The sequence below is a fragment of the Streptomyces sp. TRM68367 genome, assembly GCF_014495685.1.
Lineage (GTDB): Bacteria > Actinomycetota > Actinomycetes > Streptomycetales > Streptomycetaceae > Streptomyces.
Window position 1 is genome coordinate 1 of the sequence record NZ_JACTVI010000051.1, and the last position, 23823, is coordinate 23823.

Annotated in this window: 18 protein-coding genes, 1 tRNA gene and 1 pseudogene; 12 read left to right on the top strand and 8 right to left on the bottom strand. The window is 70.9% G+C overall.

Annotated elements, in window-relative coordinates:
* The first annotated feature begins 106 nt into the window (after positions 1-106).
* Entirely contained in the window at positions 107-1462 is a 1356-nt protein-coding gene (locus H8R17_RS27535; protein WP_187825914.1) for a VWA domain-containing protein, read from the top strand.
* A gap of 121 nt (positions 1463-1583) precedes the next feature.
* On the opposite strand, the gene H8R17_RS27540 is transcribed toward H8R17_RS27535, so the two are convergent.
* The 3 genes from H8R17_RS27540 to H8R17_RS27550 all read right to left on the bottom strand — a co-directional run bounded on the left by H8R17_RS27540 (position 1584) and on the right by H8R17_RS27550 (position 5225).
* Positions 1584-2453: a hypothetical protein gene (locus H8R17_RS27540; protein ID WP_187825915.1), complete on the bottom strand. Its 870-nt coding sequence runs from the start codon at positions 2451-2453 to the stop codon at positions 1584-1586.
* 193 nt (positions 2454-2646) lie between these two features.
* Positions 2647-3744, bottom strand: coding sequence for a metallophosphoesterase (locus tag H8R17_RS27545; RefSeq protein WP_262505545.1), 1098 nt, complete (start codon positions 3742-3744; stop codon positions 2647-2649).
* A 368-nt stretch (positions 3745-4112) separates the two neighbouring features.
* Entirely contained in the window at positions 4113-5225 is a 1113-nt protein-coding gene (locus H8R17_RS27550) for a LacI family DNA-binding transcriptional regulator (protein ID WP_187825917.1), read from the bottom strand.
* A 422-nt stretch (positions 5226-5647) separates the two neighbouring features.
* Between H8R17_RS27550 and hisC the strand changes: the two genes are divergently transcribed.
* From hisC to H8R17_RS27575, 5 genes are all read left to right on the top strand, one after another.
* Positions 5648-6742, top strand: coding sequence for a histidinol-phosphate transaminase (gene hisC, locus H8R17_RS27555; RefSeq protein ID WP_187825918.1), 1095 nt, complete (start codon positions 5648-5650; stop codon positions 6740-6742).
* Positions 6743-6898: 156 nt separating this feature from the next.
* Positions 6899-8407 (top strand): cytochrome ubiquinol oxidase subunit I, encoded by a 1509-nt coding sequence (locus tag H8R17_RS27560; RefSeq protein WP_187825919.1) that lies wholly within the window; start codon positions 6899-6901, stop codon positions 8405-8407.
* A 20-nt stretch (positions 8408-8427) separates the two neighbouring features.
* The gene (gene cydB, locus H8R17_RS27565) at positions 8428-9432 is read left to right on the top strand and encodes a cytochrome d ubiquinol oxidase subunit II (RefSeq protein ID WP_187825920.1); all 1005 of its coding nucleotides are present in this window, start codon (positions 8428-8430) and stop codon (positions 9430-9432) included.
* A gap of 13 nt (positions 9433-9445) precedes the next feature.
* A complete protein-coding gene (gene cydD / locus H8R17_RS27570; protein ID WP_187825921.1) occupies positions 9446-13036 on the top strand; it encodes a thiol reductant ABC exporter subunit CydD in 3591 nt (1196 codons plus the stop codon).
* Positions 13037-13238: 202 nt separating this feature from the next.
* Positions 13239-14303 (top strand): M23 family metallopeptidase, encoded by a 1065-nt coding sequence (locus tag H8R17_RS27575; RefSeq protein WP_187825922.1) that lies wholly within the window; start codon positions 13239-13241, stop codon positions 14301-14303.
* 21 nt (positions 14304-14324) lie between these two features.
* Here the strand turns inward: H8R17_RS27575 and H8R17_RS27580 are convergent, their stop codons facing one another.
* The 3 genes and pseudogenes from H8R17_RS27580 to H8R17_RS48855 all read right to left on the bottom strand — a co-directional run.
* A complete protein-coding gene (locus tag H8R17_RS27580; protein ID WP_187825923.1) occupies positions 14325-15218 on the bottom strand; it encodes a Cof-type HAD-IIB family hydrolase in 894 nt (297 codons plus the stop codon).
* Positions 15219-15342: 124 nt separating this feature from the next.
* On the bottom strand, positions 15343-16254 hold the full coding sequence (locus tag H8R17_RS27585) for an LLM class flavin-dependent oxidoreductase (protein ID WP_187825924.1): 912 nt from the start codon (positions 16252-16254) through the stop codon (positions 15343-15345).
* 283 nt (positions 16255-16537) lie between these two features.
* Positions 16538-17089, bottom strand: a pseudogene (locus H8R17_RS48855) (SDR family NAD(P)-dependent oxidoreductase); the annotation flags it as partial.
* 160 nt (positions 17090-17249) lie between these two features.
* Between H8R17_RS48855 and H8R17_RS27600 the strand changes: the two are divergent.
* The 6 genes from H8R17_RS27600 (at position 17250) to H8R17_RS27625 (ending at position 21573) form a co-directional block, all read left to right on the top strand.
* Positions 17250-18293 (top strand): ABC transporter ATP-binding protein, encoded by a 1044-nt coding sequence (locus H8R17_RS27600; RefSeq protein ID WP_187825927.1) that lies wholly within the window; start codon positions 17250-17252, stop codon positions 18291-18293.
* Positions 18283-19191, top strand: coding sequence for an ABC transporter permease (locus H8R17_RS27605; RefSeq protein ID WP_187825928.1), 909 nt, complete (start codon positions 18283-18285; stop codon positions 19189-19191). Before H8R17_RS27600 ends, H8R17_RS27605 begins: the two co-directional genes overlap by 11 nt.
* Positions 19188-20099 carry an ABC transporter ATP-binding protein gene (locus tag H8R17_RS27610; RefSeq protein WP_187825929.1) on the top strand — a complete coding sequence of 304 codons (912 nt, stop codon included), beginning with the start codon at positions 19188-19190 and terminating at the stop codon, positions 20097-20099. Before H8R17_RS27605 ends, H8R17_RS27610 begins: the two co-directional genes overlap by 4 nt.
* Before the next feature lie 10 nt (positions 20100-20109).
* Positions 20110-20829, top strand: a complete 720-nt coding sequence (locus H8R17_RS27615) for an ABC transporter permease subunit (RefSeq protein ID WP_187825930.1) — start codon at positions 20110-20112, stop codon at positions 20827-20829.
* Between the two features lie 133 nt (positions 20830-20962).
* Positions 20963-21202: a hypothetical protein gene (locus tag H8R17_RS27620; RefSeq protein WP_187825931.1), complete on the top strand. Its 240-nt coding sequence runs from the start codon at positions 20963-20965 to the stop codon at positions 21200-21202.
* A 281-nt stretch (positions 21203-21483) separates the two neighbouring features.
* Positions 21484-21573: transfer RNA gene (locus tag H8R17_RS27625), tRNA-Ala, on the top strand.
* 14 nt (positions 21574-21587) lie between these two features.
* Here the strand turns inward: H8R17_RS27625 and H8R17_RS27630 are convergent.
* Together H8R17_RS27630 and serS are read right to left on the bottom strand one after the other, a co-directional pair.
* On the bottom strand, positions 21588-22391 hold the full coding sequence (locus H8R17_RS27630) for an HAD family hydrolase (protein ID WP_187825932.1): 804 nt from the start codon (positions 22389-22391) through the stop codon (positions 21588-21590).
* Positions 22388-23665 (bottom strand): serine--tRNA ligase, encoded by a 1278-nt coding sequence (gene serS, locus H8R17_RS27635; protein ID WP_187825933.1) that lies wholly within the window; start codon positions 23663-23665, stop codon positions 22388-22390. The genes H8R17_RS27630 and serS overlap by 4 nt, the downstream gene beginning before the upstream one ends.
* Between the last annotated feature and the right edge of the window lie 158 nt (positions 23666-23823).

Consider the following 23823-nt stretch of genomic DNA (forward strand, 5'->3'; position numbering starts at 1 on the left):
CCAGCGACCTCGCCAGCTACGTCATGCACGCGACATCCCAGGCCGCCGAGCACGACACGCCCCACTAATTCATCGACAGGCCCCGGCGTGGTCCGCAGGGGCCGGTATGCCCGACATCGACGCCTCCGCCCTGTTGCTCACGGCGGCCGGACGCGTACGCGACGACGGTGACTTCGTCTTCTACAACCAGCCGCGACACGCGTCCGCGGCCGTGAACCACGTCGGCAAGCGCACCGCCGCCGGTGTCACGACCGACACGGTCGAGGTGGACCTCCGGTCCCTGGAACCGGCCGTCGAGCGGATCGCGCTGTGCGCGTCGGCCGACGGCGGGACCTTCGGCCAGGTACCCGGGCTGTCGTTGCGGCTCCTCGACGCCGGGTCCGGGACCGAGCTGGCCCGCTTCGACATGGCGGCCGGGACGGAGACCGCGATGATCGGCGGCGAGCTGTACCAGCGGCAGGGACAGTGGAAGTTCCGCGCGGTCGGACAGGGCTACGCCTCCGGACTCGCGGGCCTGGCCACCGACTTCGGCATCACCGTCGACGACGCCCCCCCGAGTACACTCACTCCGCAAACCCCGCCCACTCCCCAGACCACGTCCACACCTCCGTACACGTCCACGCCCTCCGCTCCACCCAGGCCCTCCGCACCGGCACCCGCTACCCCCTCGGCGCCGTCCGCCCCCGCATCCCCCGGCCCTCGCATGACCAAGGGCGAGGAGCGGCTGCCCGTGGACATGCGCAAGCGCCTGTCCCTGCGCAAGGAACAGGTGGCGGTCAGCCTGCGCAAGCACGGTGCGGCCGGCATCACCGCTCGCGTCATCCTGGTCCTCGACGCCTCCGGTTCCATGTCCTTCCTGTACTCCAAGGGCGTGGTGTCCGACGTCGTGGAGCGCATGGCCGCCGTGGCCGCGCAGCTGGACGACGACGGTGAGATGCAGGCCTGGACGTTCGCCTCGAACCCGGCGCGGCTGCCCGACCTGCGGCTGGGTGAGCTGCCCGACTGGCTGCGGCTGCACGTGCGCGTGGGCGAGGTGGGCCTGTTCCGCCGCAGCAGGAAGAAGGGCCTGGACCCGAGTCAGGTCGACATGCGGACCGTCGGCATCCAGAACGAGGAACAGAAGGTCATCGCCGAGGTCCGGACGTACGTCAGGAACACTCCCGCGGCCGCTCCCACCCTGGTGCTGTTCTTCTCCGACGGCGGCGTCTACCGCAACGCCCAGATCGAGCGGGAGCTCCGGGAAGCGGTGGAGGAACCGATCTTCTGGCAGTTTGTCGGCCTGGGACAGTCCAACTACGGCGTGCTGGAGCGCTTCGACACGCTGCCCGGCCGCCGCGTCGACAACGTGGGCTTCTTCGCCGTTGACGACATCAGCACGGTTCCCGACCAGGAACTCTACGACCGCCTGCTGTCCGAGTTCCCGAGCTGGATCACCGCCGCCCGCCAGGCGGGCATCCTCTGAACGGGCCGTTCAGCGCACCGCGCCGACGGCCACCGACGGGACGTACCGGACGAACCCGGCCGTCCGGCTCGCGCTCCCCCGCAGGACCTCGGGCGGGACCGCGGGGAGCGCAAACCGGTGGCTACTCAGGCTGATGGTCCGGCCCTCCGAAGTCCGGGCTGCTGTAGTCAGGGCTCGTGTATCCCGCGCGCGAACCCCGGGCGTTGCCGTCGTCGGGGCTGGAGAAGCCCGGTCGGTCGTAGCCGAGGTGCGGCAGTCGGCTGGTCGGCGCGGGCGGGGCCGTACCCCGCAGTGCGGCGGCCGTACCGGGGTCGGTGAGCGCCTCCCGCAGGAACGGCAGGATGCCGCGCTCCAGCAGGGCCTCCCGCCAGGCGTCCCTGGCCCTGGCCACCTCCTCGGTCAGCTCGCCGTACGCCCCGGAGTCGGCCGAGGGCTTGTTGCGCAGGGCCGTGATCAGCAGCCCGACGGCGGCGACGAGGATCGAGACCGCGGTCATGGCGCCGAACACCCAGCCGGTGGTGAGCATGGTCTGGGCGAACGCCGGCTCGGGGTCCAGCATCTTCAGGATGTAGCCGACGAGCAGGAAGATCGCCGCGGCGGTTCCGGCCAGGACGGGTGCCAGGACGGCGACGACGGCGACGGCACCCGCGCCGGCGGTCTCGGCGACCTCTCCCATGGTGGTTGCGAGCCCCACCGCGCCCGCACCCGACTCCGTGGAGCCGGACTCGCGAACGGACGGCGGGGTGGACGGCGCCGGCTGGCGCAGTTCCTCGCGGACCTTGACGTAGTGCTGGTACTCGGTTGCCGCGGCCGCCGTGATGAGTGCGGTGGCGCCCAGCGCCATGGTGCGCAGCTGTTCGGGGTTGAGCCGCTGTCCGACAGCGGCCAGTTCCGGGCGGTGTGGTGCGGAGCGCAGCGCCTCATCGAGGAGCCGCTCGTATTCCTGGCGGTCCTCGTTCAGCAGGTGCTGCGGAACGCTGTTCATGTGCATCCCCCGATGCTCCGTAGGGCTTGGGGCTCGCATGCCAACGAGCCGTCGGGCAGAAACGGAGGGGAGCCTGCTACGGATAAGCCGATGGTAGAGCCGTGACGGCACGCGGTGACAGGGGGTTTACCGAAATTGGGCCCTGGCCTGCGCGCCCGTGGGCCGGTCCGCCATGGGTGCACGCCTGCCCCCGGAAGGGTCAGATATCCAGGGGAAGTTGCTGGACCAGCAGTTTTCCGGCCATGGTCACGCCGCCGTCCATCGCGATGGCGAGCCCGTCGGCGTACACGTGCGGTCCCTCGACCTGGGGACCGGTCTCGTCCTCGTCGTCCTCGGAGCCGACCTCGCCCATCAGATACGGAATCGGGCTGTGGCCGTGAACGATACGGGTGCCGCCGTACGTATCGAGCAGGGAACGCACGTGGCCGGCGCCGCCCTCGTCGCGGAAGGAGAACCGCTTGGTGAACTTGCGGAACAGGTCCCACACCTCGTCCGCGTCGTTGCGCGTGAGCGTCTCGCGGACGGTGTCGTTGACCTCCTCGATGGACTGGCCGTAGTCGAGGTAGGCGGTGGTGTCGGAGTGGACGAGCAGGTGGCCGTCGACCTCCTCGACGGCGTCCAGGCGGGCCATCCACTGCAGGTGGTGGTCCTGGAGCCGGTCCATGTCGGTCTTCTGACCGCCGTTCAGCAGCCAGGCCGCCCGGAACGTGGCGGTGCCCGCACCGGAGTTGACGGGCGTGTCGCCGAACCGCTTGGCGCCGAGCAACAGCAGTTCGTGGTTGCCCATCAGGGCCTTGCAGTAGCCGCCCGCCGCGGCGGCCTCGGCGGACAGCCGCATCACCAGGTCGATGACGCCGATGCCGTCCGGTCCGCGGTCGGTGAAGTCGCCGAGGAACCACAGCCGGGTGGTGCCCGCGCACCAGTTCCCCGCCGCGTCGATGAGGCCCTTGTCCTGGAGGGCGGCGACCAGTTCGTCGAGGTAGCCGTGGACATCGCCCACGACGTACAGGGGGCCCTGGCCGGTGGCGGGCTGCGGGTCCGGCACGGACTCCGGGTCGACGGAGACCTGGAGCGTGTCGCCCCGGTTGATCACGGGCAGGTCGCGCTCGGTAGGCGTGTACTCGTCCGGGTACTCCACCGGCTCGTCCACGGCCCCGGAGAACTCGCCCGGGTGGGTGCTGGGGGCATACGGACCGGCCTCGTGGACGTACGCAGGCACCCGGAAGTCGCGCAACGTCGCCGTCTGCTCCACTTCGGGTCCCTGACCGGCCCCCTGAGTCATCGACCCCTCCACCATCGCGCCGCATCTGCACCGCATCGGACTGCCTGGTCGCAGCGGCCCGCGGTGTCGTGGGCCCATCATAGGAATGCGGATCGCGCCATGTGATGACCCAGGGGTGGTGAATCGGCGCAAGAGTCCAGTTCACCGCGGCTTTCGCCCCGATTACGCCGGGCTTCGCCCACCGTACGACCGCCTCGGCGCCCCTTTCGCGACCGGCGCGCGCCTGTCCCCCGGTGGGCTCTGCCTGCTCGGGCGTCCGGTCGGTCCTTCTCGCCGTACGGCGTTGCCGGCCCTCTTCTCGTACGGCAGCGCCTGGGCCGGCGGCCGGCGCACCAAGGGCGGCCGCCCCGTTTCCCCGAGGCGGCCGCCCGTCCACTGCGGCGCTATCCCTCCTCGGGCGACCGCGGCGGGCTGACCGTTGTGCGCGGCGGACGTCGCTGGGACGAGGTGCGCACGATCAGTTCGGTCGGTATCACCTGTTCGACCGGCTGGTCCGAGTGGACGCCCTCGATGGCGTCGATCAGGAGCTGTACGACTGCCGTACCGATCCGGCGCGGCTTCAGCGACAGCGTCGTGATGGGCGGCTCGGTGTTGGCGTACACCGTGGACTCGCTGCAGCAGACCAGCAGCAGGTCTTCCGGGACGCGCAGCCCGTAGCGGCGGGCAGCGGCCAGCAGGTCGGTGCCGTTCGGGTCGAACAGGCCGTAGACGGCGTCGGGCCGGTCGGGGCGGGCGAGCAGCCGGTCGGCGGCGACGGCGCCGGCGCACGGGTCGTGCGCCGGGTAGGCCTCGTACACCGGGTCCTGGCCGACGCGTTCGCACCAGCGCAGGTACGCGGTGGTCGACAGGTGGGTGTACGTGTCCGTCGTCGTCCCGGTCAGCAGGCCGATCCGGCGGGCGCCGGCGTCGGCGAGGTGGTCCAGGATGCCGAGGACGGCGGCCTCGTGGTCGTTGTCGACCCACGCGGTGACCGGCAGCGAGCCGGCCGGGCGGCCGTCGGAGACGACCGGTAAACCCTGCCGGACCAGCTCGCTGACCACGGGATCGTGATCCGACGGGTCGATGACGACCGTGCCGTCCAGGGCGACGTTGGACCACACGTCGTGGCGGGAGGTCGCGGGCAGGATGACGAGGGCGTAGCCGCGGGCGAGCGCGGCCGAGGTGGCGGCGCGCGCCATCTCGGCGAAGTACGCGAACTCGGTGAAGGTGAAAGGTTCATCCCCGTACGTCGTCACGGTCAGGCCGATGAGTCCCGACTTGCCGGTGCGGAGCGTGCGGGCGGCGGCTGAGGGTCGGTATCCCAGCCGGTCGGCGACCTCGCGGACATGGCGGCGGGTGGCGTCCGGGAGCCGGCCCTTGCCGTTGAGGGCGTCGGAGACGGTCGTGATGGAGACTCCGGCGGCGGCGGCGACGTCCCTGATGCCCGCCCGGCCCGGCCGGCTGCCTCGACGTGAGGTTTCCGCGCGGCTCACCTGGTGCTTCCCTGCTGCTGTCATGGCGAGCCGATAGTAGGGCTCATGCGGTGGGGTGGTGCGGACGCATATGCATTCGTTGACAGGCACGTTTCTGCATGGTCATTTAGGGTCAACTGCCTTGCAAGCTGAGATGGTTGAACGATCCAATGCCAGGACGTGACTTGTCGGCCCGCACGGGCCTGCCAGGTGGCCGATGTTGCGAAGAGGTCTCAACTCACCTTCATGAGGGATGCGCGCCACGGCGTGAGCCACCGGCGCGTGGATATATGTGTGGCGCGCCCCTCGATTCGCACGCCTTCGTGCGCTGTTGCGTGTGATGCGGATGAGACGCAAGGGGTTTGTCCGCACTGGTCCTCGCTCGTTCTCACCTATACGCCCCGGCGCCGAATCCTCATAAGGTGAGAAGCATTCGATACCGGTGGTGATCACAGAGGAGGACCGCGGTGAGCGAGACGAGCCCCAAGCTGCGCGCCGAGCTGGAGGGGATTCCCACCTACAAGCCAGGCAAGCCTGCCGTGGCCGGCGGTCCCGTCGCGTACAAGCTGTCCTCCAACGAGAACCCCTATCCGCCGCTGCCGGGCGTGATGGAGACCGTGACGGCCGCGGTCTCCTCGTTCAACCGCTACCCGGACATGGCCTGTACGGCCCTGATGAACGAGCTGTCCGAGCGCTTCGCCGTCCCCCTCTCCCACCTGGCCACCGGCACCGGCTCGGTCGGCGTCGCCCAGCAGCTGCTCCAGGCGACCTCCGGACCGGGCGACGAGGTGATCTACGCCTGGCGGTCCTTCGAGGCGTACCCGATCATCACGCAGATCAGCGGCGCGAGGTCCGTCCAGGTGCCGCTGACGCCCGGTGAGGTGCACGACCTGGACGCGATGGCCGGCGCGATCACCGACCGGACGCGGCTGATCTTCGTCTGCAACCCCAACAACCCGACCGGCACGGTGGTACGGCGGGCCGAGCTGGAGCGCTTCCTCGACCGGGTGCCCGGCGACATCCTGGTGGTGCTCGACGAGGCGTACCGCGAGTTCATCCGCGCCGCCGCCGGTGAAGGTGGTGGGATGCCCGACGGCATTCAGCTCTACCGCGACCGGCCCAATGTCTGCGTCCTGCGGACGTTCTCCAAGGCGTACGGCCTGGCAGGGCTGCGGGTCGGCTTCGCGGTGGCCCACGAGCCGGTGGCGGCGGCGCTGCGCAAGACGGCGGTGCCGTTCGGGGTGAGCCAGCTCGCGCAGGACGCGGCGATCGCCTCGCTGCGTGCCGAGGACGAGCTGCTGGGCCGGGTCGGCTCGCTGGTGTGCGAGCGCAACCGCGTGGTCGACGCGCTGCGGGACCAGGGCTGGACGGTGCCTGAGACCCAGTCCAACTTCGTCTGGCTGCGGCTGGGGGAGCGGACGGTCGCGTTCGCGCAGGTCTGTGAGAAGGCGGGCGTGGTCGTCCGGCCGTTCCCGGGCGAGGGTGTGCGGGTGACGGTCGGGGAGACCGAGGCGAACGACATCTTCCTGAAGGTGACGGAGGGGTTCCGCAAGGAGCTGTAGCCGGTCTGCCGGCCTGCGTGCGCAGTGGATTCAACAAGATGTTGAAGTTCTCGCCAAGGGGTTGACGGGGGAGGGGGACCCCCTTCAGGGCCTCGAGAGGTGGTGGGTCATAATGGCTTGTGAATGTGAACGCTTTCACAAGCGAGGAGCGGCGACGTGGACCTGGCTTTGGCGCCGGAGACCCTGGCGCGATGGCAGTTCGGCATCACCACCGTCTACCACTTCCTGTTCGTCCCCCTGACGATCTCCCTGGCCGCTCTCACGGCCGGACTGCAGACCGCCTGGGTGCGCACGGAGAAGGAGAAGTACCTCAGGGCGACGAAGTTCTGGGGCAAGCTCTTCCTGATCAACATCGCGATGGGTGTGGTCACCGGCATCGTGCAGGAGTTCCAGTTCGGCATGAACTGGTCCGACTACTCGCGGTTCGTCGGTGACATCTTCGGTGCGCCGCTCGCCTTCGAGGCCCTGATCGCCTTCTTCTTCGAGTCCACCTTCATAGGCCTGTGGATCTTCGGCTGGGACAAGCTGCCCAAGAAGATCCACCTGGCCTGCATCTGGATGGTCTCGATCGGCACGATTCTGTCGGCGTACTTCATCCTCGCCGCCAACTCGTGGATGCAGCACCCGGTCGGCTACCGGATCAACGGTGCGCGGGGCCGGGCCGAACTCACCGACTTCTGGCTGGTCCTGACCCAGAACACCGCGCTAGGCCAGGCCTTCCACACACTCTCCGCGGCCTTCCTCACCGGCGGCGCCTTCATGGTCGGCGTCTCCGCCTTCCACCTGGTCCGCAAGAAGCACATCCGGGAGATGAAGACCTCGTTGCGGCTCGGCCTGGTCACCGTCGCCGTCGGCGGCCTGCTCACCGCGGTCAGCGGCGACGTCCTCGGCAAGATCATGTTCGAGCAGCAGCCGATGAAGATGGCCGCGGCCGAGGCCCTGTGGGACGGCGAGGCGCCGGCGCCCTTCTCGGTGTTCGCCTACGGCGACGTCGACAAGGGCCACAACAAGGTCGCCATCGAGATCCCGGGCCTGCTGTCCTTCCTGGCCAAGGACGACTTCACCTCGCACGTCCCCGGCATCAACGACGTCAACAAGGCCGAGCAGCAGAAGTTCGGCCCCGGCGACTACCGGCCCAACATCCCGGTCGCCTACTGGGGCTTCCGCTGGATGATCGGCTTCGGCATGACGTCCTTCGCCATCGGGCTGGCCGGACTCTGGCTGACCCGCAAGAAGTTCATGCTGCCGCAGCACCTCAGGATCGGCGACGACGAGGTGCCGCATCTGGTCCTGTTCCGGAAGAAGCCGCTCGGCCCGACCCTCACCCGGTGGTACTGGCGCATCGCGATCTGGACCCTGGCCTTCCCGCTGATAGCCAACTCCTGGGGCTGGATCTTCACCGAGACGGGCCGCCAGCCATGGGTCGTCTACGGCCTGTTCCAGACCCGGGACGCGGTCTCCCCCAGCGTCTCCCAGGGCGAGGTCATCACCTCGATGATCGTCTTCACCACGCTGTACGCCATCCTCGCCGTCGTCGAGGTCAAGCTGCTCGCCAAGTACGTCAAGGCCGGGCCGCCCGAGCTCACCGAGGCCGACCTCAACCCGCCCACGAAGATCGGCGGCGACACCCGTGACGCCGACAAGCCGATGGCCTTCTCGTACTAGGCCGAGGGAGCTGACCAGTCATGGAACTGCACGACGTCTGGTTCGTCCTGATCGCCGTCCTGTGGACCGGCTACTTCTTCCTGGAGGGCTTCGACTTCGGGGTCGGCGTCCTCACCAAGCTGCTCGCACGCAACCGGCCCGAGAAGCGGGTGCTGATCAACACCATCGGCCCCGTCTGGGACGGCAACGAGGTGTGGCTGCTCTCGGCCGGCGGCGCGACCTTCGCCGCCTTCCCCGACTGGTACGCCACGATGTTCTCCGGCTTCTACCTGCCGTTTCTGGTCATCCTGGTCTGCCTGATCGTCCGGGGTGTCGCCTTCGAGTACCGGGCCAAGCGGCCCGAGGAGAACTGGCAGCGCAACTGGGAGACCGCCATCTTCTGGACCTCGCTCATCCCCGCGTTCCTGTGGGGGGTGGCCTTCGGCAACATCGTCCGGGGCGTGAAGATCGACTCCAAGTTCGAGTACGTCGGCACCGTCGGCGACCTACTCAACCCGTACGCGCTCCTCGGCGGCCTGGTCACGCTGGCGCTGTTCACCTTCCACGGCACGGTGTTCGTCGGCCTCAAGACCGTCGGGGACATCCGGGAGCGGGCACGGAAGCTGGCGCTGCGCGTGGGACTCGTGACGGCCGCGCTGGCACTGGTCTTCCTGCTGTGGACGCAGGCCGACAAGGGTGACGGCAGCAGTCTGGCCGCGCTGGTCGTGGCGGTCGCCGCCCTGGTCGCGGCGCTCGTGGCGAACCAGGCGGGCCGCGAGGGGTGGTCGTTCGCCCTGTCCGGCATCACCATCGTGGCAGCCGTGGCGATGCTCTTCCTGGCGCTCTTCCCGAACGTCATGCCGTCCACGCTGAACCCGGACTGGAGCCTGACGGTCACCAACGCCTCATCCAGCCCGTACACCCTGAAGATCATGACCTGGCTCGCGGCGATCGCGACGCCGGTGGTCCTGCTCTACCAGGGCTGGACGTACTGGGTGTTCCGTAAGCGGATCGGTACGCAGCACATCGCCGAAACCGTGCACTGAGGGTGTGTTTCACGTGAAACCAATCGATCCGCGTCTGCTCCGGTACGCCCGCGCCACCCGCCTCTTCCTGATGGCGGTCGTCGGGCTGGGCGCCGTAGGAGCGCTGCTGGTCATCGCTCAGGCCATGCTCATCGCCGACGTGGTGGTCGGTGCCTTCCAGCACGGGCTCTCGCCGGCTGACCTTCGTACTCCCCTGCTGCTGTTGGCAGCCGTGGCGTGCGGCCGGGCCCTGGTCGCCTGGCTCACCGAGCTGGCGGCCCATCGCGCGAGTGCCGCGGCTAAGTCGGAGCTGCGCGGGCGACTGCTGGAGCGGGCGACGGCGCTCGGTCCCGGGTGGCTGAGCGGGCAGCGGACCGGATCGCTGGTCGCGCTGGCCACGCGGGGAGTCGACGCCCTCGACGACTACTTCTCACGCTATCTGCCGCAGTTGGGACTCGCGGTGGTCGTACCGGTGGCGGTGCTGGCGCGGATCGTGACCGAGGACTGGGTGTCGGCGGCCATCATCGTCGGCACGCTGCCGCTCATCCCCCTCTTCATGGTGCTGATCGGCTGGGCCACGCAGTCCCGGATGGACCGTCAGTGGCGGCTGCTGTCCCGGCTGTCCGGGCACTTCCTCGATGTCGTCGCCGGGCTGCCCACACTGAAGGTGTTCGGGCGGGCCAAGGCCCAGGCCGAGTCGATCCGGCGGATCACCGGCGAGTACCGGCAGGCGACCATGCGGACGCTGCGGATCGCCTTCCTCTCGTCCTTCGCGCTGGAGCTGCTCGCCACGATCTCGGTGGCACTGGTCGCCGTGACGATCGGCATGCGGCTCGTGCACGGCGAGATGGACCTGTACATCGGCCTGGTCATCCTCATCCTCGCGCCCGAGGCGTATCTGCCGCTGCGCCAGGTCGGGGCGCAGTACCACGCGGCTGCCGAGGGGCTCGCGGCGGCCGAGGAGATCTTCGCTGTCCTGGAGACGCCCGTACCGGCACCGGGCACCGGAGCGGTGCCCGCGGGCGCCCTGTTCTTCGACGGCGTGACGGTCCGCTACCCGGGCCGGTCGGCGGACGCCGTGTCGGACGTCTCCTTCACCGTCGAGCCCGGGGAGACGGTTGCGCTCGTCGGGCCGAGCGGGGCGGGCAAGTCGACGCTGCTGCACGTCCTGCTGGGATTCGTACGGCCGGTGGAGGGGCGGGTGCGGATCGGGGGAGCCGATCTCGCCGGCGTCGACCTGGAGCAGTGGCGGTCCCGGATCGCCTGGGTGCCGCAACGGCCGCACCTGTACGCCGGGACCATCGCCGAGAACGTACGGCTGGCGCGCCCCGACGCGGACGACGTCGCCGTACGGCAAGCGCTGCGGGACGCGGGAGCGCTGGAGTTCGTGGACGCGCTGCCCGAGGGCATGGGCACCGTGCTCGGCGAGGACGGGGCCGGGCTGTCCGCCGGGCAGCGGCAACGGCTCGCGCTGGCCCGGGCGTTCCTCGCGGACCGGCCCGTGTTGCTGCTCGACGAGCCGACGGCCGCGCTGGACGGCGCGACCGAGGCGGAGGTCGTGGCGGCCGTACGGCGGCTGGCGGCGGGGCGGACGGTACTGCTGGTGGTGCACCGGCCCGCACTGCTGGCGCTGGCGGACCGGGTGGTGCGGGTGGAGGACGGGATCCCCGCCCACCTCTGCCTTTCCAGGGAGCTTGACGGTTCCCCTGGACCCTCCGCGGAGGGGGGACGACGGGGGGTTTCCGAGGCGCGGGGGCCGGTTGCCGGGACGCCGGCCGTCGACGGCTCGGCGGCGATCGGGGACGGCGGGGCCGCGCAGGGCCCTGCGACCGGGGCCGGCCGGGCCGGGGACACCGAGGCCGCACGTCACACCGGGCGGGGTGTGCTCGCCCGAGTTCGTGGCATGTCGGCTGCCCGGCGTGGGCGGCTGGCGCTCGCGCTGCTGCTCGGCAGTCTCGCGCTCGGGAGCGCCGTGGGGCTCATGGCCACCTCCGGGTGGCTCATCTCGCGGGCCTCGCAGCAGCCGCCCGTGCTGTATCTGATGGTGGCCGTCACGGCGACCCGGACTTTCGGGATCGGGCGGGCCGTGTTCCGGTACGCCGAGCGGCTCGCGTCGCACGACGCCGTCCTGCGGATGCTGGCCGACACCCGGGTGGCCGTGTACCGGCGGCTGGAGCGGCTGGCGCCCGCCGGGCTGCGCCGTACCCGCCGGGGCGACCTGCTCTCCCGGCTGGTCGCCGACGTGGACGCGCTGCAGGACTACTGGCTGCGCTGGCTGTTGCCCGCCGGTGCCGCCGTCCTCGTCTCCGCCGCGTCGGTCGGCTTCACGGCATGGCTGCTGCCCGAGGCCGGTGCGGTGCTCGCGGCCGGGTTGCTGGCGGCCGGGGCGGGTGTCCCGCTGGTCACCGGCACCATGGCCCGCCGCGCCGGGCGAAGGCTGGCCCCCGCCCGCGGGGTGCTGGCGACCCGCGTGGCCGACCTGCTCACCGGCACCGCCGAACTGACCGTCGCCGGTGCGCTGCCCGCCCGCAAGGCACAGGCGCGGGACGCCGACGGCACGCTCACCCGGATCGCCTCGCGCGCCGCCACCGCCACCGCGCTCGGCGACGGACTCACCGCGCTGATCTCCGGCCTGACCGTCGCGGCCGCCGCCCTGGCCGGCGCGCAGGCGGTGGCCACCGGCCGGCTGGACGGCGTGACCATGGCCGTCGTCGTCCTCACCCCGCTGGCCGCCTTCGAGGCCGTCCTCGGGATGCCGCTCGCCGTGCAGTTCCGCCAGCGCGTGCGCCGCAGCGCCGAACGCGTCCACGAGGTCCTGGACGCGCCCGAGCCCGTACGGGAACCGGAGCGGCCCCGGCAGGCGCCCACCACACCGTTCCCGGTCGTCCTGAAGGGCCTCACGGCCCGCCACGCCGGACAGGACCGGGACGCGCTCACCGGGTTCGACCTGACCCTGGAGCAGGGCCGCCGGATCGCCGTGGTCGGGCCGTCCGGGTCCGGCAAGACGACGCTCGCGCAGGTGCTGCTCCGCTTCCTCGACACGGACACCGGCTCCTACACGCTGGCCGGCGTGGACGCCCGTGCCCTGGACGGCGACGACGTACGGCGGCTCGTCGGGCTGTGCGCCCAGGACGCGCACCTCTTCGACAGCACCGTGCGCGAGAACCTGCTGCTCGCGAAGCGGGACGCGACCGAGGCCGAGCTGCGCGACGCGCTCGCCCGGGCCCGGCTGCTCGACTGGGCGGACAGCCTGCCCGACGGCCTCGACACCCTCGTCGGCGAGCACGGGGCGCGGTTGTCCGGCGGGCAGCGGCAGCGGCTGGCGCTGGCCCGCGCGCTGCTCGCGGACTTCCCCGTCCTCGTGCTCGACGAGCCCGCCGAACACCTCGACCTGCCGACCGCCGACGCCCTCACCGCCGACCTGCTGGCCGCCACCGAGGGCCGTACGACGCTGCTCATCACCCACCGGCTGGTGGGGCTCGATGCCGTGGACGAGGTCGTCGTCCTGGGCGAGGGCCGCGAGGTGCAGCGGGGGCCGTACGCGGAGCTGGCCGCCGTGGACGGGCCGCTGCGGTCGATGGCGGAGCGGGAGGCGGAGACGGAACTGCTGGTGGCGGCGGGGTAGTCCAGATTCGACGCGCGGGCAGGCCGACTTTCCCGTCGAAACAGGGCAAGTCAGCGGGACCGTCAGATATGAACTGGTGGCGTCAACCGCCCTCGGCCGCACGCCCGACCGGCGCTCCCGCTGAGCCATCCGTGGCGGCCGGTCCCCCAAGCGTACGACCATAACAGGACCGGGCAGGTCCCGCTGGGACACGATCGCTGACATGCGCTCACCTCGCCGCCACCCGCTGCTCGTTCCGGTCGCGCTGTGCGCGCTGGCAGTGCTCGTGGCGCGGCCCACGGCAGCGGACGGGAAGTCCGGGGACGGCGCGCACGCCGCCGGCCCCGGTGTCAGCGCCGAGGTGGCGCGGCTGTACGAAGAGGCGGCCGTGGCGACGCGGCAGTACGAGGCGGGGCGGCGGGAGGCCGACGAGCAGCGGGCCAGGGCGCAGCGGGCCGAGGCGCTGCTGGACCGTCAGCGGCAGCACCTCGCCGTGCTGCGCGAGGACCTGGGCCGGCTCGCCCGCGCCCAGTACCGCTCCGGCGGGGGCCTGCCGGTCGCCGCGCAGATCATCCTCGCGGACAGCCCGGACCAGCTGATGCGCGGTCAGCACGCCTTCTCGCGGGCGGATCTCGCCGTCGACAACGCGATCGCCAAGAGCCGCCGCGCCGAGACCCGGCTCGTCGCGGACGAGGCGAAGGCCGCGGCGGCCTGGCAGGCGCTGGATCAGCGGAACACCAAGCTGGCTGCCCTGAAGAAGGACATCGAGGCGAAGCTGGAGAGTGCGCGGCAGCGGTTGCAGGGACAGGCGGACGCCTCGGTCGCGGCCGGCACGTGCCGGGGTGCCGTCCGGCTCGAGCAGCCGAAGGTGCAGTTCAACGGCGCGTGGGTGGCGCCGGTGGAGACGTACGAGCTGTCCGCCTCCTACGGCAGCGGCGGCGCGCGATGGGCGAGCCGGCACACCGGGCAGGACTTCGCGGTGCCGATCGGCACGCCGGTGCGGGCGGTCGGCGCGGGCCGGGTGGTGCGGGTGTCGTGCGGCGGCGCCTTCGGCATCGAGATCGTGCTCCAGCACGCGGGCGGCTACTACACCCAGTACGCCCACCTGGCCTCCGTCGCCGTCGACCAGGGGGAGCGCGTCACCCCCGGGCAGTGGATCGGCCAGTCGGGCACCACCGGCAACTCCACCGGCCCTCATCTGCACTTCGAGGTCCGGGTCACGCCCGAGATGGGCTCGTCGGTGGATCCCGTGCCGTGGCTTACGGCACGCGACGTGTCGCTGGGTTAAGCCGTGTCCGCCGGTCAAAGCTCAGGACCGCACGCCCTCCGCCAGCAGCCGCTCGATCACCACGGCCACCCCGTCGTCGTCATTGGCGACCGTCCGGCCCGACGCCGCCGCGATCACGTCGGGGTGCGCGTTGCCCATCGCGTACGACCGGCCCGCCCAGGTCAGCATCTCGATGTCGTTGGGCATGTCCCCGAAGGCCACGACCTCCTCGTGCGAGATGCCGCGCTCGGCGCAGCACAGGGCCAGCGTGCTGGCCTTGGAGACGCCGGGACCGCTGAGCTCCAGCAGCGCGCTGGGGCTGGAGCGGGTGACGTTGGCGCGGTCGCCGATCGCGAGCCCGGCCAGGGTGAGGAAGGCGTCCGGGTCCATCTCGGGGTGGAATGCGAGGATCTTGAGCACCGGCTCGCCGGCGGCGGGGCCGTCCGGCGCGAGCAGCTCCTCGGCGGGGGCGAGGCTGTCGGGTATCTCCAGGTGCAGCTTCGGGTAGTCGGGCTCCTGGTAGAAGCCGTACGTCTGCTCCACCGCGTACACCGTGCCGGGCGCCGCCTCCCGCAGCAGCCGCACGGCGTCCAGCGCGTTCGGCCGGGCCAGCTCCCGGATCTTCACGAACCGGTGAGCGCCGGCGCCGTCGTGCAGGTCGACCACGGCGGCGCCGTTGCCGCAGATCGCCAGGCCGTGACCGTGGACGTGGTCGCTGACGACGTCCATCCAGCGGGCCGGGCGGCCGGTGACGAAGAAGACCTCGATGCCCGCCTCCTCGGCTGCGGCGAGGGCGTCGACCGTGCGCGGGGACACCGACTTGTCGTCGCGCAGCAGGGTGCCGTCGAGATCGGTGGCGATCAGGCGCGGACGGACCGCTGCGGCCGGGGGCTCGGGCTGTCGAGTCGCTGAGGTCACTGAGCCATTGTCCCGCATATGCCTGCACGGCCCGTGCGGGGGATCCGCTCAGGTGCGTGGATACCGCCCCCTACCAGCTCCTTCGCGTTTTCCGTCCGCGCGAGCACCGGCCCGGCCGCCGGACCCCGCCGGACCCCACCGGTCACGCCAACTGCGCCGGCGCCTCCATGGCGATCCGCTCGAAGACCTTCTCGTCCGCCGCGAAGTCCGAGTCCGGAATGGGCCAGTGGATCACGATCTCGGTGAAGCCCAGCTCCCGGTGCCGCCCCGCGAAGTCCACGAACGCGTCGAGGGACGTCAGCGGCCGCCCCCGGTCCGGGGTGAACCCGGTGAGCAGGATCCTGTCCATCCCGGTCACGTCCCGGCCGACCTCGGCGCATGCGTCGACCAGCTTCTCGGCCTGCCCGCGAATGGCCTGAACCGACTGGTCAGGGGTGCCGTTCTCGCCGAGCTGCGGGTCGCCGGTGGTCACCCACGCCTGCCCGTACCGCGCGGCCAGCCGCAGCCCGCGCGGCCCGGTGGCCGCCACCGCGAACGGCAGCCTGGGCCGCTGCACACACCCGGGGATGTTCCGAGCCTCGTGCGCCGAGTAGAAGTCGCCCCTGTACGACACCCCGTCCGTGCCATCCTCGGTCAGTAGCCGGTCGAGCAGTGCTACGAACTCGGCGAACCGGTCGGCACGCTCGCGCGGGCTCCACGGCTCCTGCCCGAGCACCGTGGCGTCGAACCCGGTGCCGCCGGCGCCGACCCCGAGCGTGACCCGCCCGCCGGAGATGTCGTCGAGGGAGATCAGCTCCTTGGCCAGCGTCACCGGATGCCGGAAGTTCGGCGAGGTCACCAGGGTGCCCAGGCGTAGCCGGTCGGTGACGGCCGCGGCGGCGGTCAGCGTCGGCACGGCACCGAACCAGGGGCCGTCGCGGAAGCTGCGCCACGACAGGTGGTCGTAGGTGTACGCGGTGTGGAAGCCGAGCTGCTCCGCGCGCTGCCACGCCGCACGGCCGCCCTCGGGCCAGCGGCGGTACGGAAGGATCACAGTGCTCAGACGCAGACTCATGCCCCGAGCGTATGCGTCCGACCGGGTTTCACGTGAAACAGCCACCGCACATGGAAACAGTCACCGCACGAGACTACTCAGCCACGGCGTGAGGGCGATCACCGCCAGGGTGCGGCAGAGACACGGATCACGCATTTTCTTTTGACAGAGAGGTTTGATCCACAACCAAGTGTAGTTATCCACAGGCTGCTTGGCGGTTCTGTGGACAACTGGCCGACAACTGGCCGCCGATGCCCGACAGTTCACTGTGCGGCCGCTCACACGCGACCCCCGCACGCGCCCCTCACACCGGCGGCTGGACCCGGGCGATCGCCCGCAACGCCCCCGGCACGAGCCGCGACAGCACCCGCGCGCCCCGCGCCTCCGGAGTCACCGGCACCACCGCCTCGTTGCGCACCACCGCCCGCAGGATCGCGTCGGCGACCTTCTCCGGCGGATAGTTGCGCAGCCCGTACAGCGCGCCGTACTCCAGGGCCGCCTTCTCGGCAAGCTTCTGCATGGCCTGTTCGTCGGAGACGTCGACGGCTTCGGCTCAGGCCGCCGGTGCACCGACCAGGCGGGACAGCTCGGCGGTGCGGACCGCGGCCTCGGCGTCCCGGTCGACCGCCACCACGCGTGCGCCCGCCTCGGCGAACGCGAACGCCGTCGCCCGCCCGATGCCGCTGCCCGCACCGGTGACCAGGACGAGCTGCCCGCCGAAACGGTCGGCGTGCCTGCCGGACGGCGCGCCCTCGGGCCGCCCGCCCTCGACGCAGGTGACGAACTCCGTGATCCAGGCCGCCAACTGGTCGGGCCGGGTGCATGGGACCCAGTGCTTGGCCGGCAGCGTGGCCCGTAACTTGACACCGGTGAATCTCGCAGTAGTTAGAGGCGGCGTCAATACGGGGCGATCTCCCCGTGGAAAACCCGGCAAGCACCGGGTATCAGGGCGGCACCTCAGGGGCACCCTCAGGGGCCCGTACGCCTGAAGTCTGACGCCAACACAGCTCTGCGGGGTGACGACCGGCGTGGTACGTGTCACTAACGTCGGATGCGTGACTGTGATCGCGACCGAAAGCCTGAGCAAGCGGTTCCCCCGGGTGACCGCGCTTGACCGGCTCTCCGTGGACGTCGGGCCCGGTGTGACCGGACTCGTCGGAGCCAATGGAGCCGGCAAGTCCACACTGATCAAGATCCTGCTGGGTCTGTCCCCGGCCACCGAGGGCCGTGCCGAAGTGCTCGGACTCGATGTCGCCACCAAGGGCGGAGACATCCGCGAGCGCGTCGGCTACATGCCGGAGCACGACTGCCTGCCGCCCGACGTCTCGGCCACCGAGTTCGTCGTCCACATGGCGCGCATGTCGGGCCTGCCGCCCACCGCCGCGCGCGAGCGCACCGCGGACACCCTGCGCCACGTCGGACTGTACGAGGAGCGCTACCGCCCCATCGGCGGCTACTCGACCGGCATGAAGCAGCGCGTGAAGCTCGCCCAGGCCCTCGTCCACGACCCGCAACTGGTCCTCCTGGACGAGCCGACCAACGGCCTCGACCCGGTCGGCCGCGACGAGATGCTCGGCCTGATCCGCCGCATCCACACGGACTTCGGCATCTCGGTGCTGGTCACCTCGCACCTGCTGGGCGAACTGGAGCGCACCTGCGACCACGTCGTCGTGATCGACGGCGGCAAGCTCCTGCGCTCCAGCTCCACCACCGACTTCACGCAGACCACGACGACTCTCGCGATCGAGGTGACCGACACCGACGAGCATCCGGACGGCACGCGCGCGGTGCGCGAGGCGCTCCACGCGCGCGGGGTGACCGTCGAGGCCGGCAGCGGCCTGCCCGGCGCGGGACACCTCCTGCTGCTCACCGCGCAGGGCGAGGAGACCTACGACCTGGTCCGGGACGTGATCGCGGACCTCGGTCTCGGCCTGGTCCGCATGGAGCAGCGCCGGCACCACATCTCCGAGGTCTTCACCGTCGACACGCAAGGTACGCAGAGCACGCAGAGCACGGGCAGCGACCAGCAGCGGAAGGAGGCGGTCGGCCATGGCGGTTGAGCACCCCGCACCCGTACAGCAGGGTGACCAGACCCGCATCCACAACATCGGCTACCGCAGCTACGACGGCCCCCGCCTCGGCCGCGCCTACGCCCGCCGCTCGCTGTACTCGCAGTCCCTGCGCGGCGCGTACGGCCTCGGCCGCTCGGTCAAGTCCAAGGTGCTGCCGATGCTGCTGTTCGTGGTGATGTGCGTGCCCGCGGCCATCATGGTCGCGGTCGCCGTCGCCACCAAGGCGAACGACCTGCCGGTCACCTACACGCGCTACGCGATCATCATGCAGGCCGTGATCAGCCTGTACGTCGCCTCGCAGGCACCCCAGTCCGTCTCGCGCGACCTGCGCTTCAAGACCGTGCCGCTGTACTTCTCGCGGCCCATCGAGACCGCCGACTACGTCCGGGCCAAGTACGCGGCGCTGGCCTCGGCGATGTTCGTGCTGACCGCCGCCCCGCTCGTCGTCCTGTACGCCGGCGCGCTGCTGGCCAAGCTCGACTTCGCCGACCAGACCAAGGGATTCGGACAGGGACTCGTCTCCGTGGCACTGCTCTCACTGCTCTTCGCCGGCCTCGGCCTGGTCATCGCCTCGGTCACCCCGCGCCGCGGCTTCGGCATCGCGGCCGTCATCGCCGTCCTGACCATCTCCTACGGCGCGGTCTCCACGCTCCAGGCCATCGCCGACGCACAGGGCAGCGCCGACGCCATCGCCTGGATGGGCCTGTTCTCGCCGATCACCCTCATCGACGGCGTGCAGTCCGCCTTCCTGGGCGCGAGCTCCGCCTTCCCCGGCGGGGTGGGCCCGGGCAACGCCGAGGGCGTCGTGTACGTCCTCGGCGCGCTGGGCCTGATCGCCGGCAGCTACGGCCTCCTGATGCGCCGCTACAAGAAGGTGGGACTGTGACCACGCTCTCCATCGACCACGTCTCCCGCTGGTTCGGCAACGTGGTCGCCGTCAACGACATCACCATGACCATCGGCCCCGGCGTCACCGGCCTGCTCGGCCCCAACGGCGCCGGAAAGTCCACCCTCATCAACATGATGGGCGGCTTCCTCGCCCCCTCCACCGGCACCGTCACGCTCGACGGCCAGGCCGTGTGGCGCAACGAGGCCATCTACCAGCAGATCGGCATCGTCCCCGAGCGGGAGGCGATGTACGACTTCCTCACCGGGCGGGAGTTCGTCGTCGCCAACGCCGAACTGCACGGCCTGGGTGCCAAGGCCGCCCAGAAGGCGCTGGCCACGGTCGAGATGGAGTACGCGCAGGACCGGAAGATCGCCACGTACTCCAAGGGCATGCGCCAGCGCGTGAAGATGGCGAGCGCGCTGGTCCACGAGCCCTCGCTGCTGCTGCTGGACGAGCCCTTCAACGGCATGGACCCGCGCCAGCGCATGCAGCTGATGGACCTGCTGCGCCGCATGGGCGACGAGGGCCGCACGGTGCTGTTCTCGTCCCACATCCTCGAAGAGGTCGAGCAACTCGCCTGGCACATCGAGGTCGTCGTCGCAGGAAGGCACGCGGCCAGTGGCGACTACCGCAAGATCCGCCGCCTGATGACCGACCGCCCGCACCGCTACCTGGTGCGCTCCAGCGACGACCGCGCCCTCGCGGCCGCGCTGATCGCGGACCCGTCGACGTCCGGCATCGAGGTCGACCTCGCCGAGGGCGCGCTGCGCATCCAGGCCGTCGACTTCGGCCGCTTCACCGCCCTGCTGCCGAAGGTCGCACGCGACCACGGCATCCGGCTCCTCACGGTCTCGCCGTCAGACGAGTCCCTGGAGTCCGTGTTCTCGTATCTGGTCGCGGCGTAGGAGGCCGAAGATGTACGACCCCACAGTCGCCCGGCTCACCTACCGAGCCCTGCTCGGCCGCCGCCGGGCCCTCATCCTCGGCGCGCTGCCGCTGCTGCTGATCGTGATCGCGGTGATCGTGCGCGCCCTCGTCGGCGCCGACGACCAGACCGCGAAGGACGTGCTGGGCGGGCTCGCGCTCGCCACCATGGTGCCGATCATCGGCGTCATCGCCGGCACCGGAGCGATCGGCCCGGAGATCGACGACGGCTCGGTGGTGTACCTGCTGTCCAAGCCGGTCAAACGGCCGACGATCATCTTCACCAAGCTGATCGTCGCGGTCGCCGTGACCATGCTGTTCTCGGCGGTGCCGACCCTGATCGCCGGCTTCGTACTGAACGGCAACGGCCAGCAGATCGCCGTCGCCTACACGGTGGCCGCGCTGGTCGCCTCCATCGCGTACGCGGCGCTCTTCCTGCTGCTCGGCACGGTGTCCCGGCACGCGGTGGTCTTCGGTCTCGTCTACGCCCTCGTCTGGGAGGCCCTGTTCGGTTCCCTGGTGCCCGGCGCACGCACCCTCAGCGTCCAGCAGTGGGCGCTGGCCGTGGCGCACAAGGTCTCCGGCGGAGACCTCGTCACCTCGGACGTGGGCCTGACTACGGCGACGGTCCTGCTGGTGGCGGTCACCGCCCTCGCCACCTGGTACGCCGGGCAGAAGCTGCGGTCGCTGACGCTCGCCGGTGAGGAGTAGGCCGGGTCGGTTCAACGGGCCGGGCGCGGTTCTTGACAGGGGCTTCACCCCTGTCCGGGCACACTGGGCCAAGCGGAATGTACGGACTCCGTGTCCGGCGGATGCACGGATGGTACGACTGGGAGGAACGGGGATGGCAGGCGAGACACCGCAGCACGACGGTCGCGCGCAGTCCGGTGACGACCTCTGGGACGACCTCGTCCTGGACGAGGACTTCGTACGGTCGGCCGAGACCTCGGAGCCGTCCGCCCGCGCCCGGATGCTCGCCGCGCGCTGGCGCAAGGAGGCGCCCGAGCCGCAGCCGTGGCGCTCCGACGAGCCGCCCGCGGGGTGGTTCTTCAGCAAGCGGCGGCGCAGGTGGCGCAGGCGGTGACCGCACTCGTGCGGTGAGCCACGCGGTGATTAATTCAGTGGCGCCCAACTCGCCGTACCGGCAGAGTGGTTGTGTTCACGCCGCCGGACGGTGAGTCCGGCGCCACGTTCTGGGAGAGGAGCCGGGCGATGTCCATGCACGACAGTCCGTCCAGCTCCCGACAGGGCAGCCCGCGGCGAGTTCCGGAGCAGCTACCTCTCCGTTGAGCCCGCCTCGCACGGGGAGCTGCCCGGGCGGCCGCTTCGAGCACGTAGGCGATGCGCTTGCGTGGGCCGCCACCCGGAGGATTGGCCGAGTGGTAAGGCACCGGCTTGGCTCAAGCCGCGGTCGGGCCTGGAAAGCCCGCGCACGTTCGATCCGTGCATCCTCCGCAGAGACCGAAAGCTCAGCCCAGCAACCGCTCCAGCACCACCGCGATGCCGTCATCCTCATGGGACGACGTCACCTCGTCCGCCACGGCCTTCAGTTCCTTGTGCGCGTTGGCCATCGCCACCCCGTACGACGCCCAGGCGAACATCGGGATGTCGTTGGGCATGTCGCCGAAGGCGATGGTGTCCACGGCCTTCACGTGGAGGCGGCGGGCCGCGAGGGACAGGCCCGTGGCCTTGGACAGGCCGAGGGGCAGCAGCTCCACGATGCCCTCGCCGGCCATGGTGACCGTGACGAAGCCGCCCGCGGCCCGGTGGGCCACCTCGGCCAGCTCGTCGTCCGTCAGGGTCGGGTGCTGCACGTAGATCTTGTTGAGCGGCGCCGCCCACAGGTCCGACGTGTCCTGGAAGGGCGTCGCCGGGAGCGTGCCCTGCACCTCGTAGCCGGGGCCGACCAGGACCTTGCCGTCCAAGCCGTCACGGCTGGCCGCCAGGTACAGCGGGCCGACCTCCGCCTCGATCTTGGCCAGGGCCACACCGGCGAGCTGGCGGTCCAGGGTCACGGACGTCAGCAGGCGGTGCGCCCCGGCGTCGTACACCTGGGCGCCCTGGCCGCACACGGCCAGTCCCTCGTAGCCGAGGTCGTCGAGGATGTGCCGGGTCCAGGGGACCGAGCGGCCTGTGACGACGATGTGCGCGGCGCCCGCCGCCGTGGCCGCGGCGAGCGCGTCGCGGGTGCGCTGCGCGACCGACTCGTCGGAGCGCAGCAGCGTCCCGTCGAGGTCGGTCGCGACGAGCTTGTAGGGGAAGGCCGCGCTCACCTGGCGACCGGTTCCAGGATCTCCCGCCCGCCCAGGTACGGACGCAGCACCTCGGGCACGCGTACGGAGCCGTCGGCCTGCTGGTGGTTCTCCAGGATCGCCACGATCGTGCGCGGTACGGCGCACAGCGTGCCGTTGAGCGTCGCCAGCGGGCGCACCTTCTTGTCCTCCCGGACTCGGATCGACAGGCGGCGCGACTGGAACTCGGTGCAGTCCGAGGTCGAGGTCAGCTCGCGGTACTTGCCCTGCGTCGGGATCCACGCCTCGCAGTCGAACTTGCGTGAGGCCGAGGAGCCCAGATCGGCCGAGGCGACGTCGATGACCCGGAACGGCAGCTCGAGAGAGGTCAGCCACTGCTTCTCCCACTCCAGCAGGCGCTGGTGCTCGGCCCGCGAGTCCTCGGGAGCGACGTACGAGAACATCTCGACCTTGTCGAACTGGTGCACACGGAAGATGCCCCGGGTGTCCTTGCCGTGCGAGCCGGCCTCACGGCGGAAGCACGGCGAGAAGCCCGCGTAGCGCAGCGGGAGGCGGTCGGCGTCGAGGATCTCGTCCATGTGGTACGCGGCCAGCGGGACCTCGGAGGTGCCGACCAGGTACAGGTCGTCCTTGTCGAGGTGGTAGACGTCCTGGGCGGCCTGCCCGAGGAAGCCGGTGCCCGCCATGGACTGGGGGCGGACCAGCGCGGGGGTCAGCATCGGCGTGAAGCCTGCCGCGGTGGCCTGGGCGATCGCCGCGTTCACCAGGGCCAGCTCCAGCAGGGCGCCGACACCGGTGAGGAAGTAGAAGCGCGAGCCGGAGACTTTGGCGCCCCGCTCGACGTCGATCGCGCCGAGGAGCTGGCCGAGCTCCAGGTGGTCCCTGGGCTCGAAGCCCTCGGCGGCGAAGTCGCGCATCTCGCCGTGCGTCTCCAGCGTGACGAAGTCCTCCTCGCCGCCCACGGGCACGTCCGGGTGGACGAGGTTGCCGAGCTGGAGGTTGAGCTCCTGGGTCGCGGCTGCGGCCGCGTCACGCTCGGCGTCGGCCGTCTTGACGTCGGCGGCGAGCTGGCTCGCCTTCTTCAGCAGCTCGGCCTTTTCCTCGCCGGACGCCCTGGGGATGAGCTTGCCCAGCGCCTTCTGCTCGGCGCGCAGCTCGTCGAAGCGGACGCCGGACGACCTGCGCCGCTCGTCGGCAGACAGGAGGGAGTCGACGAGCGCGACGTCCTCTCCACGGGCGCGCTGCGACGCGCGCACACGGTCGGGGTCCTCACGGAGCAGGCGAAGGTCAATCACGCGCTCAAGGCTACCGGTGCGGCCGACGGCCCACGACTCACTATTCCGGGCCTCATCCGAAACGCGCGCTACGTTCGGTTATGGGAGAATTGCCCGCCGTGTCAACAAAAGTAGCTTCCCTCCCCGGTGCGGGGCATGCTGAGGGCGCTGAGTTGACC

Bases quoted from the DNA above. Each gene is read 5' to 3' on its own strand.
- H8R17_RS27535 (WP_187825914.1), top strand. From the start codon at position 107: ATGCCCGACATCGACGCCTCCGCCCTGTTGCTCACGGCGGCCGGACGC.
- H8R17_RS27540 (WP_187825915.1), bottom strand. From the start codon at position 2,453: ATGCACATGAACAGCGTTCCGCAGCACCTGCTGAACGAGGACCGCCAG.
- H8R17_RS27545 (WP_262505545.1), bottom strand. From the start codon at position 3,744: ATGGTGGAGGGGTCGATGACTCAGGGGGCCGGTCAGGGACCCGAAGTG.
- H8R17_RS27550 (WP_187825917.1), bottom strand. From the start codon at position 5,225: ATGACAGCAGCAGGGAAGCACCAGGTGAGCCGCGCGGAAACCTCACGT.
- cydB (WP_187825920.1), top strand. From the start codon at position 8,428: ATGGAACTGCACGACGTCTGGTTCGTCCTGATCGCCGTCCTGTGGACC.
- H8R17_RS27575 (WP_187825922.1), top strand. From the start codon at position 13,239: ATGCGCTCACCTCGCCGCCACCCGCTGCTCGTTCCGGTCGCGCTGTGC.
- H8R17_RS27580 (WP_187825923.1), bottom strand. From the start codon at position 15,218: ATGCGGGACAATGGCTCAGTGACCTCAGCGACTCGACAGCCCGAGCCC.
- H8R17_RS27585 (WP_187825924.1), bottom strand. From the start codon at position 16,254: ATGAGTCTGCGTCTGAGCACTGTGATCCTTCCGTACCGCCGCTGGCCC.
- H8R17_RS27605 (WP_187825928.1), top strand. From the start codon at position 18,283: ATGGCGGTTGAGCACCCCGCACCCGTACAGCAGGGTGACCAGACCCGC.
- H8R17_RS27615 (WP_187825930.1), top strand. From the start codon at position 20,110: ATGTACGACCCCACAGTCGCCCGGCTCACCTACCGAGCCCTGCTCGGC.
- H8R17_RS27620 (WP_187825931.1), top strand. From the start codon at position 20,963: ATGGCAGGCGAGACACCGCAGCACGACGGTCGCGCGCAGTCCGGTGAC.